The 12,886-nt window shown below is 68.1% G+C and carries 12 protein-coding genes and 2 pseudogenes; all 14 read right to left on the reverse strand.

Translation table 11 applies throughout. The annotated features are described in order from the left end of the window. Positions 1-8 precede the first annotated feature (8 nt). The 14 genes and pseudogenes from AVO45_RS03010 to AVO45_RS03070 all read right to left on the reverse strand — a co-directional run bounded on the left by AVO45_RS03010 (position 9) and on the right by AVO45_RS03070 (position 12,866). Complete coding sequence (locus AVO45_RS03010) at positions 9-812, reverse strand: hypothetical protein (RefSeq protein ID WP_157770083.1); 804 nt, start codon at positions 810-812, stop codon at positions 9-11. Between the two features lie 515 nt (positions 813-1,327). Further along, the gene (locus AVO45_RS03015; protein ID WP_068344304.1) at positions 1,328-2,404 is read right to left on the reverse strand and encodes a DUF2793 domain-containing protein; all 1,077 of its coding nucleotides are present in this window, start codon (positions 2,402-2,404) and stop codon (positions 1,328-1,330) included. 8 nt (positions 2,405-2,412) lie between these two features. Further along, positions 2,413-4,449: pseudogene (locus AVO45_RS20175) on the reverse strand (baseplate megatron protein TIM-barrel domain-containing protein); the annotation flags it as partial. Between the two features lie 438 nt (positions 4,450-4,887). Next, a pseudogene (locus AVO45_RS20180) lies at positions 4,888-6,855 on the reverse strand (baseplate multidomain protein megatron); the annotation flags it as partial. A 3-nt stretch (positions 6,856-6,858) separates the two neighbouring features. Then, complete coding sequence (locus AVO45_RS03030; protein ID WP_068344696.1) at positions 6,859-7,314, reverse strand: NlpC/P60 family protein; 456 nt, start codon at positions 7,312-7,314, stop codon at positions 6,859-6,861. Positions 7,315-7,352: 38 nt separating this feature from the next. Continuing rightward, complete coding sequence (locus AVO45_RS03035; RefSeq protein WP_068344306.1) at positions 7,353-8,237, reverse strand: DUF2163 domain-containing protein; 885 nt, start codon at positions 8,235-8,237, stop codon at positions 7,353-7,355. 126 nt (positions 8,238-8,363) lie between these two features. After that, positions 8,364-8,594: a hypothetical protein gene (locus AVO45_RS03040; protein WP_068344307.1), complete on the reverse strand. Its 231-nt coding sequence runs from the start codon at positions 8,592-8,594 to the stop codon at positions 8,364-8,366. Then, on the reverse strand, positions 8,587-8,817 hold the full coding sequence (locus AVO45_RS03045; protein WP_068344309.1) for a hypothetical protein: 231 nt from the start codon (positions 8,815-8,817) through the stop codon (positions 8,587-8,589). The genes AVO45_RS03040 and AVO45_RS03045 overlap by 8 nt, the downstream gene beginning before the upstream one ends. A 3-nt stretch (positions 8,818-8,820) precedes the next feature. Beyond that, positions 8,821-9,468 (reverse strand): lysozyme, encoded by a 648-nt coding sequence (locus AVO45_RS03050; protein WP_068344311.1) that lies wholly within the window; start codon positions 9,466-9,468, stop codon positions 8,821-8,823. 4 nt (positions 9,469-9,472) lie between these two features. Then, the gene (locus tag AVO45_RS20110) at positions 9,473-9,604 is read right to left on the reverse strand and encodes a hypothetical protein (protein WP_276202386.1); all 132 of its coding nucleotides are present in this window, start codon (positions 9,602-9,604) and stop codon (positions 9,473-9,475) included. After that, positions 9,597-9,944 carry a Clp protease/crotonase-like domain-containing protein gene (locus tag AVO45_RS03055; RefSeq protein WP_068344312.1) on the reverse strand — a complete coding sequence of 116 codons (348 nt, stop codon included), beginning with the start codon at positions 9,942-9,944 and terminating at the stop codon, positions 9,597-9,599. Before AVO45_RS03055 ends, AVO45_RS20110 begins: the two co-directional genes overlap by 8 nt. Further along, a complete protein-coding gene (locus AVO45_RS03060) occupies positions 9,941-10,567 on the reverse strand; it encodes a DUF2460 domain-containing protein (protein ID WP_068344313.1) in 627 nt (208 codons plus the stop codon). Before AVO45_RS03060 ends, AVO45_RS03055 begins: the two co-directional genes overlap by 4 nt. A 3-nt stretch (positions 10,568-10,570) precedes the next feature. Continuing rightward, positions 10,571-12,715: a phage tail tape measure C-terminal domain-containing protein gene (locus AVO45_RS03065; protein WP_068344315.1), complete on the reverse strand. Its 2,145-nt coding sequence runs from the start codon at positions 12,713-12,715 to the stop codon at positions 10,571-10,573. Further along, the gene (locus AVO45_RS03070) at positions 12,696-12,866 is read right to left on the reverse strand and encodes a DUF7697 family protein (RefSeq protein WP_240482047.1); all 171 of its coding nucleotides are present in this window, start codon (positions 12,864-12,866) and stop codon (positions 12,696-12,698) included. Before AVO45_RS03070 ends, AVO45_RS03065 begins: the two co-directional genes overlap by 20 nt. Positions 12,867-12,886 lie beyond the last annotated feature (20 nt).

The following is a 12,886-nucleotide window of genomic DNA, read 5'->3' on the forward strand; positions in this document are numbered from 1 at the left end:
TGCGCCTGCTAGAGATCGAAAGCTGACCGTCCGACAACGCGCCTCATGTCCGAGGTGAAAACCGAGTGGGGACGGTAGAGCCGCGTGCCGTAGATGTTCTGCACGTCGGCGATATCCTCTCCTCGTCGCGCTAGCTCGGCTTCAATCTGGCGCAACATGTCATCAGGCATGGAAATCGCGGAGAATCCCATTCTCTTGAACAATTGAATTCTTCTCCTGGTCACGAACTCGTCGGCCTGGTTGAAGAATCCGAAACCGATTCCCTCGATCGAGTTTGCCGAGTAGAGCAAGCGCTCCCGGGCGCTCTCGGTCTTTACTGAGATCAGGAGGTTGGTCGGTGCGCAGGGGATAAGGATATCTCCAAGGGCGCGAAGATCCCGCAGCGCACCCTTGTTCATTAGGGCGTGGCCGGGGACTTGCCAATCTGGCCACTTGTCGTGCTTCAATTCCATCCGTGGAACGCCCTCGTTCGTCAAGAGATCGCTACAGAGCAGCTCGGAGATATCGCCAACGCCGGCCTTGGGAACGCGGAAGGGCGGATACCGCCACTTTCGGCGACTCGGGCGCTGGATGGCGAAGGCCTGACCGATATTGGCCGACGAGATGCGAGCTCCGAGCGTTAGCTCGCACAAATGGACAACGGCCCTTGCGCTGACCGGCGCATCCATCTGGTTCACGAGGCAGGGGCATAGATCCAGCAGCGTTTCGAGGTGCGATTTCACGGTTGTAGGCGCCGGACGGCGGGTTGCGCCCGCTGCCGGAGGTTGGTTGAAGTCCCGTTTCAGCGCGTTCGCAAGGCCGGTGACTGCCAATGCCCTCCGCGGAGCTCGAGGTGGCACCACGATCTCGGCGACCTCATCCCAACTTCCGGCTCCTGTGCCCATGGGACAGTAAGGGTGAAGACAATCCATCCAGATCTTTTCCGTGCTCAATCGTCTTTCTAAGCCCCTGTCTATAAATTGCTTTTCCCTTGCACAAGCTGCGGCTTCGCATCAGAAGGCGAAGAGAACTTGGAATGGTATGGGTAATGGCCGCGGGCATGCCCGGTAACGCGCGGTTAACCTTTATCTAACATGATTTCGGCCATGGTTTGGAAAGTAGTCATTCGACCAAGACCTGATGCGCCAGATATGCGCCAGGGCTATGTGCGGGCCGAGAGCGAAGACGAAGCGCTCGCGCTTGTGAACAACAGGTTTGCCTTGCTTTGGCCTTGCCCTGGGAAGCTTTGGCCGGGAACACCGCGGTCTAACCTGTGCTGGTCAAACTGAAGCCGTTTTTTTGAGGTCCGCTGCAACCCACGATCTCACCGCTACTTCAAGCCGCTACTTCACCCCACCTTCGCCCCCCACAGTAAGGTCTTATCAGCGGCGAAATACCCGTCCGCCGTGCGGAAATACCCCTGCAGCTCCACAGTGTCGCCCGCCGTCAGCGGCACCATCGTCTGCAGCCAGAGGGCCGTGGCTTCCGAGACATGCGCGCCGCTGATCTCACCATAGGAGCCCCGGATTTCGGTCGTGCCGTTCAGGACAAGCCGTCCGCTCATGCGCGCGGAGGTGCTGGAATTGACCTTGTAGAGCAGCGTCGCGCCGAAGAGGTAGGTACCGTCGGCGGGCGCCACGAAGCGGTTGTTCGCGGCGTCGAAAGCGCCTTGGTCGTTGTAGTCGGTGTTGTTGATGGCGATCTTCGTCCAGGCGCCTACGCCGACATAGTTGTCATAGTTGGTATAGGCCTTGAAGCGGGGGAGCCGGGGCTGGTCGACGATGCCGCTCACGTTGTCGACGCTGAGCCCGTCGAAGAAGGTGCTGCCGTCGGCCGAGACCGCCAGCCGGAAGCGGTCGGAGCCGAACAGCCCGACCAGTGCCTTCGTCACGAAGCCGGTCTGCAGAGTGAGCCCGAGATCGTCGCCAGCCGCCTCCTTGTTTAGCTGCAAGAACAGATCGCCGGTGCCGCCCTCGGCCACGGTCTTGGCGGTCCAGAGTGCCGTGTTCAGCTTGGCCGAGAACGGGTTCGACGCATCCGCCGTCGTGCCGACCCCGAGCAGCGCCACGTTCTGCAGCGTCGTGGGCGTGGTGTCGACCCAGCCCGCGCCATCGTAGACCAGCAGCAAGCCCTCGTCCTCGACCCATGCGCGCCACCCCGTCCGCGGCGGCATTCGCAGCCAGGCGCCGTCGGTCCAGAGCGCCACGTTCAGGTCCCAGCCTGCCCAGTCGCCCGTCGCGCCGGAGCCGACGATGTAACGGTCGCCGTCGGCGGGGCTGCCAGGCGGCGCGGTCAGATCCCGGTCGAGGACGGAGAGCTGGACGAGCCCGTCGAGCAGCCGCAGTGCCTCGTTGTGGGTGACATGCTTCTGGGCCTGCGCCGCAAGGATGTAGGGCAACAGGAGATGGGTGGTGGCGTCGGACATGTGCAATCTCAGAATGTTAGCGTGACGGTCTTGGACGCGCCCCGCCCGACAAGGGCGGAGAGCTGGTAGATGCGGATGTCGACCGTGTCGCCGGGGGCGAGCGGCGTACCCCAGTCGGCGGCCTGCTGGGCGGCGGTGTAGACGACGCTGGTGGTGGCCGTGCTCAGCACCCGCTTCATGGTCGCGCCGTCGAGGATTTCGACCTCGTAGGCCTCGGTTTCCTCGCCGACCGGCACCTCAATCCCACCCCAACTGTCGGCGGAAAGCGCGCGGGAGCGACGCATCCAGCGGATGGTCAGGTCGCCGGGTGTGCGCGGCCTGCGCCAAGGCTGCTCGACGTGGGTGACGGAGAACGGCCGCAGCCCGACGCCCGCGGGCGTGAAGGCCTGCGCGACATAGGTCTCGTCGCTGACCGGACGGCTGGCAGGGCCAATGCGCCAGTTCCACGGGATACCGAGATCGGCTGCGGCGATCGGAAGCGAAGTGAGGCTGTCGTCGAGCATTACCACCCGCGCGCCCGAGGGCGCCGGGTTGCCCATAGCGCCCTCCGTCCCGCGTTGTCCGCGAAGGAGCCGGGTCAGGCGATACCGGCCCGGCGCGATCAGTTCGGCCACGCCCGCCTGGACGATCTCCCAGACGCCCGGAGCGCTCTCGATGGCCAGCGCATTGGCCCCGCCAAAGAGGGTCAGGTCGGTGACGCTTTCCAGCGTACCGGTGAGCAGATCGACGACCAGCACATTGCCGAGATCAAAGCGCGACGTCGGCCCGGCGTAGAAGTCTGAGGCCAGTGTCCCGATCCGGGCGCGTGACTGAGACGTTGTCAGAAGATCGAAGCCATCCGTCGACGGGCTGCGGAAGACCGCGATCTCTCCCGGCCACGGCATTGCATGCGCCGCGGCGAAAGGGCGGTGCGCTGGCTGGGCCTCGGTCAGCTGCGGCAGGTCGAGCAGCACTGTATCGGGCGCGCCGAAGACGACCGCCTGCGAGAGCGCCGAAGGCCGCGGCGCGCCGGGCGGCAGGTCGTAGGCGTCGCGATCCTGGCGAACGGCTTCGATCCCGCGGGCATCCGCATCGGCGATGGAGACGAGCCGCAGCGGGACGGCCCGGCCGTCATGAGTGAACGACACGACATCGGCGGGGTCGAGCGCGAGCCGCGATGGCGGCAGGCGGAAGGCGGCGCTCTCACGGCCGGTCCAGGCTTCCATGAGGGCGCGGCGGCAGCGGCGCTCGGCTTCCTCAGGCGGCACCGCAATCGGGAAAGACTCGGACGCGATCCGCGTCGTGTCGACGGTGATGCGCCGGGCCTCGACCTGCGCCGCCTCGTAATCCTCGTCGGCGCGAGCCACCTGCCACTTCAGGGCCTGGGGCAACTCCGTCTCCTGGCCGCGCGTCAGTTCCAGCACGTCACCCTCGCGCGCGGCGATCAGGTGGTCCGGAGAGACGCTCGCCGCCGCGGCCCGGCCGCGCATCACGAAGCGGATCACGCCCTCGGTCTCGACGGCGTCGAAACCGAAGTGGCGCGCCAGCGTGGTGATCGACGCGCGCGGGCTTTCCAACGCACCGATGGCATAGCCCTCCACCGCGCCCCAGAGGCCGGTGACGTCGATCCGGGACTCGGGCAGCCCGGCGCGCAGGCAGAGGTGCCGGACGAGTGCGGACAGCGATACTGCGCCGAGCCGCCCGGTCAGCCAGTGGCCGAGCCGCCAGTTCGCGCCATCGGTCCAGACGTCAGTCAGCGCCGGAAAGAACGGATAGGGGCGCGCGTCCCAGGTCCAGGCGGCGCATTCCGGCACATGCACCATCCGGCCGCCATAGACCGAGGACAGAGGGTTGTTCGCGGCCTCCCTCCAGAAGAGATAGGTCGCTTCGAGATAGGAGCGCTGGATCGCGTCGTCGCGCCAGCCGCGGGAGAAGTACGGCGTGAAGCTCTCCGATGACTTCGGATCGAAGAAGACGTTCGGCTGGTTCGTGCCGCGGTCAATCGCCGGGCAGCCCAGTTCGGTGAAGCGGATCGGTTTTGACTGCGGAAGCCACGGGGTGGTGCCACGGTCGCGGGAGGTGATCCAGCCAGCCAGCACATGCACGTCCTCGCCCGGCACGGACGAATATGGCCCGACGCGCAGTTGCACGGTCGTGTCGGTGATCGGCGCGACCCAGCTGAATGTCAGCCGCCAGATCCCGCCGCCGATGTCGGTAAGGGCGAGATCGAAGATATCCGGATCCGAGGTATACGGCGCCGCGCTGGAGAAATCGTCGATCCGGACCTCCTTGTTCGGCGCCCCGGTCAGGTTGACATAGATCCGGGCCTTGCCCGACGTCCCCGGCTTGAGGAGGACGCCGGTCTCATAGGTCTCGCCCGCCACCACAAGATCCTGCGCCGAGGCCGATTGCGCGAAATCGTTGGGCCCGTCGATGGCCGCGATCCTGGCGGCCGAGGTGAACGGGCCGAAACCTTCCGGGCTCGGCGACACGGTGGCTGTCGTCGGTGACCAGGTCGCGGGGGCATCGCCGTCGGGGATGGGATTGGCGCGCAGACCGCCGGGGCGATCGTGATGCGGCCGCGACCACCAGTTCCACAAGTTCTTGTAGCGAAACACCCATGGTTCGCCGTAAACGCCATCGGTGATCGGCGTGCGGACCTGCGCGGCGCGGTCGGCAGCGCTGGCATAGAACCAGTCGAAGCCCTCGCCGCCCGCGACGTTGGCCTGCAGATAGGCCCGGTCGTAGATCGCGGGCCAACCCTCTTGCGCATCGGCGTGCTCGAAGCCATCGCGCCAGTCGGAGAGCGGCAGGTAATTGTCGATGCCGATGAAATCGATCTCGGCATCGGCCCAGAGCGGGTCGAGGTGAAAGAACACGTCGCCGCTGCCGTCCTGCGGATGGTGGCCGAAATACTCCGACCAGTCGGCAGCATAGCTGATCGGCGTCCCCACCCCGAGTATGGAGCGCACATCGGCCGCCAGATCGCGGAAGGCCTGCACCGCCGGATAGCTGGACGCGCCCGAACGGATGGTCGTCAGCCCGCGCATCTCGGAGCCGATCAGGAAGGCGTCGACCCCGCCCGCAGCCGCACAGAGATGAGCGTAGTGCAGCACCATGCGCCGCAGGCCCCAGTCGGCGGCCGCGCCGGTCCAGGAGACCGTCTCGCCCGAGACCGCGAAGTCGGACGGACTGGCGCTGCCGAAGAAGGCCGACACCTGGCTTGCCGCTGTCGCGGTCTTGTCGACGCTGCCGGCATAGCCCGCCGCGGGCGAACAGGTGATCCGACCGCGCCAGGGGAAAGCCGGCTGGCCGGTCTCGGCGGCGTTGTCGCTGTAGGGGTTTGGCAGCGTGTTGCCGGGCGGGACGTCCATCAGGATGAACGGATAGAAGGTGACACGCAGCCCTCGGGCTTTCATCTCCTTGATCGCCTGCACGACCGCGAAGTCCGCCGGCGTGCCGCCATAGACCGGGCGGTCCTGGTCGTCGCGACTGACGAGATGGGCGGCGGACCGGCTCACGCCGTTCACCGACCACGTCTGCGGGCTCGTGGTCTTTTCCGAGACCTCGACGCCCGGCCGGATCGCACACTCGCCCACGCGCAGGTCGTTGCCGAACCAGGCGACCACGAGGCTCACGCTTTCCACCTTCGGCGCCATGGCCTGTAGCCGGTCCAGCGCCACCACCATGTCGGCGGTATCCGAGAGCGCGTTCAGGTTCTCTGAGGTCTGCGCGCCACCGCTGCCTTTGCGGATGCCGGTCGTGGCATAGGTGAACTCGCCCGAGGCCGGGATCATGGTGACGGCCTGCGTCAGCCCCTCGGCGGTGTCGGGATCGGCGAGTGGCCGGAACACCTCGAAGGAGAGCTGCGGAATACGGTTGCCGTAAGTGCCGAGCGGCAGGTCCTCGAAGACCACATAGGCCGTGCCGCGATAGGCGGGGGTATTCGCCGCACCCATCTTCGCCGCGATGAACGGGTCCGCCGTCTGCGCATCGTCGCCGGGATACCAGCGCCAGGTGATCCCGGCGGTGTCGAGCAGCTTGCCGTCTGCCCAGATGCGCCCGATGCCGGTGATCGGCCCCTCGCAGAGCGCGACCGCGAAGGAGGCGTAGTACAGATACTCGGTCGTCTTGACCTTGCCGCCCCCGCCACCCTTGCCGCTGCCCTGCGTGGTGGTCTTGGTCTCCTCGCGGAAATCGGTCGCCCAGATCACGTTCCCGCCCATGCGCATCCGGCCGTAGACGCGCGGGACGACGGCCCCCTCGGTGGACGACGTGATCCGAAGGCTGTCGAGCCGCGGGCCCTCGATCCGCTGCGTCGGCGCGAGCGACGACACGATCCAGCTGTCGACCACCGAGCCGATGGTCGAGCCGACGAAGCCGCCGATGGTGGCGGCGCTCACGCCGAGGATCGCGCCGCCGATGCTGCCGCCAATGGCGGCGCCAGCTGCGCCGAGGACAAGCGTTGCCAAGGGTCAGACCTCGTCAGGAAACAGGAAGGCGAAGGCGATGCGCCGCCGCCACGATTGGGTGAGCGGTTCCTCTATGACGCCAAGCCGCTCATAGGCGTGGAGGAATGTACCGGGCCCGGTGAGGATCCCGACATGCTTGGCGATGGCGCGCGGCATCATCCGGAACAACACGAGCGCGCCGGGGCCGGCGTCGGAGGGCGACACCTCGATCATCATGCTCCGCGCCCCCTCGGCCAGAACCTCGCGCGGGCCGGTCTCGCCCCAGTCTCGGCTGTAAGGCGGGATCGGGAACGGCTCTTGCCCGACCACCTCGCGCCAGACGCCGCGCGCGAGCCCGAGACAGTCGCAGCCCGCCCCGCGCAGGCTCGCCTGGTCGTGGTACGGCGTGCCGAGCCACGCGCGCGCCGCGGCAATGACTTGATCCGGATCGGCGGTGGCTCTCGTGCATCGCGAAGCGATGCACTGCCGCCCGTCGTTTCCGCTGGAAACGACGTTGGTCACAGAACGCCTCCGTCGTGGCCGCCGTCCTTGGTCGCGTAGCGCAGTATCGTGTCCTGGCCCGGTATATGCGGGAAGCCGCGGAAGTTGACGGTGTTGGCGAACTTCGCCCCGCAGGTCTCGATCCGCTTGTCGCAGCCCGCGCGGATGGTGAACGCGTCGCCCTCGGCGAGCGCGCGCACCGGCGCTTCGAGCAGAGTCAGAATGGCGACGCCATCCGCAACGTCATGGCCCAGCACCTCGGTGCGCCGCCCCGCATTCGCCCCGCTCGTCCATTCGACGGTGCCAAACGTGAACCAGCCGGCTTCGAAGCCGCTGAGCCCCGAGGCGGTGAAGGCCCGATCCCGCAGAAGGTCGATCACGGCGCCCAGGCCCTTGTAGACCGGATCATCGTGATCGACGCCGCAGCGCGCATCACCGAGCGCGGCGTCACATGTCGCCTGGAAGGTCCGCCCGACCGTCTGGCCCAGCACGTGCGCGAGGGAGCGGACCTCGGCGACGAAGGCCAGACGTCCACGCCGGATCTGGCCGATGGCGCCGCGCCGCATCAGCACGCGCTGGCTCGTGTCGGCCCAGTTCACGCGCCAGACCTCGACCTCGGCGTTGTCCCAGCGGCCGTCGAGGATATCGGTCTCGGTGATCCGGTCCGAGGTCAGCACGCCCTCGGCGTCCTGCGCGTCGACCGACAGGTCCGAACCGGAGCGAACCTCGGACGCAGTAAGGCCGCTTTCCGGCTCGAAGACCGTCCCTTCGAAGGTGAGCGTCCGGTCGTGGTCCGTGAAGCCGAAGGTGACGCCATCGGCGCGGCTGATCCGCCAGCACCAGGCGAGCGTGGTCGTCCCCTCTTCGAGATGGGTCTGCAGCGAGGGCGAGAGGGATTTCATCGGCAGGTCCCCGTCATGCGATCATCGAGATCGGCGATCCAGTCCGCCCACGCGGGCGGTACGTCGGCGACACTCGCCGCAGGTGGCCGTGCCAGCCGGGACTCGGCATAGGAAATGCAGCCTGCATTACCACCGGCCGTCGTTGCGGCGCAGCCGCTGAGCAGGATCGCCAGCGCCGCGGCCGTCGCGAACCGCATCGCGCCCGCGCTCAACGCGTCCAATCGTGTCTTCCAATGCATCGCGTTCCGCCTCCCGTTTGCCCGCGCGCTTCCCTTCCACACGACCCCAGATGCGGCCGAGGACGACGCCACCGACCACGCCCAGAGCGGCCACCACCCAGATCAGGAACTCAACCATCGCCGCGGAACCCGCGCTCGATCCGGTCGCGCAGACCGATCAGGCCGAGACCGAGGAACATCAGCCCTGCAGGCGAGGCATCGCCAGAGCCGGCCAGCAGCGCGACGAGCCGGGACAGTTCCCCGAGTGGCCCCTTGGCGGGCAGCGCGAGGGAGGCGATGCCCGTGAGCATGGCGAGAAGTCCCGCCCACCAGGTGAGCGAGTCAGGACGAAAGTAGCGCATGGGTTAGGCCCTCCGGATCAGGGTGGAGAAGAAGGTGGCCAGCCGGGCGAGCCAGCCTGTGGGCGCATCGGGCGTGGCTGGGTTGGCGGGCCTGGCTGGCCGCAGCAGTGCCAGCGCCTGTTCTTCGGTCAGGCGGCGGATCGGCCGCGAGAAGTCCACGCGGCCCGCGCGGTCCACGGACCAGACAGGGATCGTGCCGTTGGGATAGCGGCCATGGCGAAACAGGTCGCGCTCGATTTCCCGGCGCGGAATGATCGAGGCGGGCTTGCGCCAGTTCAGGAACGCGTCGGCGGCTGCGACGCGATTGCCGGCATTGAGATGCCGGGACAGCGCGGCGCGGGCGATGCCGCCGGTGTTGTAGTGGAACGAGACCAGCGCATCGAACTCGTGCAGTGCAAGCGGGACTGTCACCGCGGCCAGCACCTCGGCCTCGTAGCGCGCGAGGTCGGCCCGGAAGACCCGGAAAGCCTCGCGGATCCCGGCATCGAGATCGCCGGGCATGCCGCGGGCCATGGTCGCCGGATCGGGCGGCCCCGCGGCGGCCGTGTGGCCGATCCCGAAGGTCCAGGTGCCAGTGGAATCGCGGTAGGGCCCGGGCACGATACCCTCGTGCCGGGCAAGGGCCATGAGGCCCCGGTCTGTCATCTGCATGGGGTTACCTCATAAGCGAGAGGATCAGGATGAGCGCGGCGACCATCAGGCCGATACGCAGGCGGTGCGCGAAAGCGTCACGCGGGTCGTCGGCGCGACGCCGCAGGCCGCGCAGGACACGGACGAGCTCAGTCATCGTCGCCCTCCCGCGCCTGGCGCAGCCGCGCGAGCAGCATCTCGATCACGGCCGGGCCGAACACGCCGACGAGATAGGCGGCTGAACCGGCGGCGCCCCCGGCCGGGATCGCCTGCGGCGGCAGGCCGAGCCAGCTGGTGATGACGGCCATCGACAGGCTGCCCATCCCGGCGGCGATCAGCCCGCCGAGCAGGATGTGGCGCAGCGCATCGCGCAGGCGCATCTTCGTGGTCAGCGCGTTGGTCGCGCCGCCTAGCGCGCCCCAGGCGGCGAGGATCACCGCCGTCGAGGCCGCAAGGTCGCGCAGCACCGTTGCCACGAAGCCGGAATTGTCGTTCATCGCCGGATCTCCATTAGCGGGATGGAAGTGATGGAGCCGAGCCGCTCGATATCCAGCGTCACGTCGAGCGTGTCGGTGTCGAAGCGCACCGACACGTCGAACGCGAACCCGGCGGTGATGGCGGCGCCGGAGGCCGGGGCGGTGGTGAAGCTGACGATGCCGGTGGTGGTGTCGACGGACCAGCCGGTGGCCTGCTCAACACCGTCGATCGCAACCGTTACGGTTCCCGCCACCGGCTTGGTGATCGTCCGCACCCATGTCTGGCTGCCCGAGGTGTAACGCTTCACCAGTTGGAATGCCGTCGTCGTGCCATCCCCGGTGCCGATGACCTGATCGGTCGCAGATGGCGTCTGCGATGGTGCGCACGACTTGTAATCCGCCCAGTCCTTGAAGCGGAATCCGTAGAGCCGCCCGTTGCGAGCTTCGAAGAAGGCAACCACCGCCGCCAGATCGTCGGCGCGGCGGATGCCGTAGGCGACATCGTAGCGTCGGCGGCTGTTCGCCCAGCTCGCGTTGCGCTCCTCGTCGCCCGAGGCGAGTTCGACGATCTGCGTGCGCCGTTCCGGCCCGCCGCGAGCGCCGCGGCTGATGTTGTCGGGAAACCGCACCTCGTGAAACGCCATCGCCTAAAGTCCCCTGCGGCCCAGCGATACCGCCCGGGCAATGTCGGCCGCGACCTGTGTGCGGGATTGCCGGAAACTCTCGGCGTCACGGGTGTTGATGTTGATCGTGACGCCACCTGCAGCGCCAAAAGCTTGGGCCTCGCGGCGCGAGAGCACGCGCTCGCCCCGCTGCAGGATTGCGGGCACTTCGTCATGACGCAGGCCGGCCCAGCCTCCCGAATGCATCCGGGGCGCGCAAGCAAAGGCCATGGCCGGGACCATGCGCGACGGCGCTGGCCCGCCGACCACACCGCCCGCATGGAACACCCCCGCAAAGAGCCCACCCGCGCCGCCGAGGATGCCACCGAGGGCGCCTGCGAGCGGGCCAAGGATGAACCGCCTTGCCGCGAGCCGCGCCAGATCGGCAATGAGCGAGGTCACCAGATCGCGGAAATCCAGCTTGCCGGACTTCACGAACGCGGCCACGGCGTCCTCAGCGCTGCGAAACGCACCCACGAGCGCCTGGCCGATATCCGCACCGATGTCGCGGGCCTTGACGGCATAGTCGGCTAGTGTCGCGGTGACGGCCGCCCAGCCGGTGGCTGCCTGGTCCGCGCCGTCGGCATTGGCCGCCCCGGCCGCGCGTCCTGCCTGACCCGCTGTGTCCAGGGCGCCTGATACCCGATCCGCCGAGGCGGCGGCGGCGTCCAACGCATCCTCGCCCTCTTCTCCGCTTGCGCGCATCGCGGCCCGGAGCGCGTCGACGGCTTCGCGCACTCCGTCGAACGCGTGGGCGCGGGCCTCAGTGGCGCGGGCCCGCAATGCATCAGCCTGATGGCCTGCATTGCTGGCGGCGTGTTCGAGATAGGACGCGTAGCTCTGCGCCCCGAAGACGTCGATCCGGGCATCCGCCCCGATCCGCTCCGAGACCGCGTTGAAGGTCGGCCCGATCTGGCCGAGGAAGTCCGCCCACTTCTGCGACAGAAAGGCCATGAGGCGCAGCCAGATCGCCTCGATGTCGGCGCGCATGGCGCGGAAGTCATCGACGAAGGAGGTGACGGTAACCTTGATCCCGTCCCAGACCGCTTTCGCGACATTGCCCATGAGTTCCAGCGCCTCGCCGAAGCCGCCGGCGCCGCGCACGAGCCTGGTGAACTGGTAGATCAACTCGCCCGCGCCAACGATCAGTGCGCCGATGCCGGTGCGGATGAGCGCCCCGCGCAGGACCACGAGCGCAGTAGCGAGGCCACGCACGGACAAGGCAACAGCGGCAAGGCCGGCCACCCAGCGGCCCGCGAGGAAACCCGCGAAGGTCGCGGCATAGTTGGTCAGTCGGCCGATGTTCTCGAAGAGGCCGGTGATGGCCTGTCCGAGCGGTCCCGTGCGGCTCGCGACCGCCGCCATGGCATCGGCCACCGCTTCCAGCGCCGGTGCGGCGGCGACAGCCAACTGGTTCGAGAGCCCCCGCCAGACCAGCCCCAGCCGGGAGATCGCATCGTTCGTCCGCTCGATCTGGTCGGCGTCCTGCTCGGAGACCACGACCCCGAAGGCACGCACGTCCTCCGTCGCCTGGCGCAGCGTCGCGGTGTCGATCCGGCTCATGGCAATGGAGCCTTCCTCGCCAAAGAGCTGGCCCGAGACGGCCGCGCGCTCGGCGGCGGGCACGAAGTCCTCGATGGCCGCATTGATCGCGCCCACGCGCTCGTCGAGCGGCAGGGCCAGCAGGTCGGCGGCCGAAAGCCCGAGCCGTTCCAGCGCCTGCGCGGCAGGGCCGGTTCCCGCAGCTGCCTGGCTGAGACGGCGGGTCAGATCCTTCGTCGCCTGCTCGATGCCGGACATGGACACGCCCGCCAATTCGCCCGCGCGCTCGAGCGTCTGGATCGAGGCAACCGTGGTGCCGAGCGACTGCGCCAGCTTCGCCTGCGCATCGACCGTTTGCAGGCCCGAGCGCACCATGGCGACACCGGCAGCCGTGGCAGCGGCGACGGCGGCGGCAGCGGCGACCCGCACGCGTCGCGCAAAGCCCGCGAGCCGGGCGTTGGCCGCCTCCATCTCGCGGCTGAGGCGCCCGAAGCCTCGGGCACCGGCTTCGCCGACGCCTTCCAGTTCGGCGCGCACCTGCCGGCCGCCGACCGCGGCGAGGCGGACGCTAACCCTCTTCTCGACCATGCGCGTGTTCCATCTGTTCGTTGAGCTTGGTCACCATCACCGCTTCCATGACGGGCACGAGTTCGGCCATGGCGGCGGGCGGTATGCCGAGTGCATGCCCAAGCGCCAGAGCGGCGGAGAGGTCCCAGCCGATCACGGCACCAGGCAGCACGCGCAATTGACCGCCGAGCC

Origin of the sequence: Ruegeria marisrubri (genome assembly GCF_001507595.1) — a bacterium.
GTDB classification, from domain to species: Bacteria; Pseudomonadota; Alphaproteobacteria; order Rhodobacterales; family Rhodobacteraceae; genus Ruegeria; species Ruegeria marisrubri.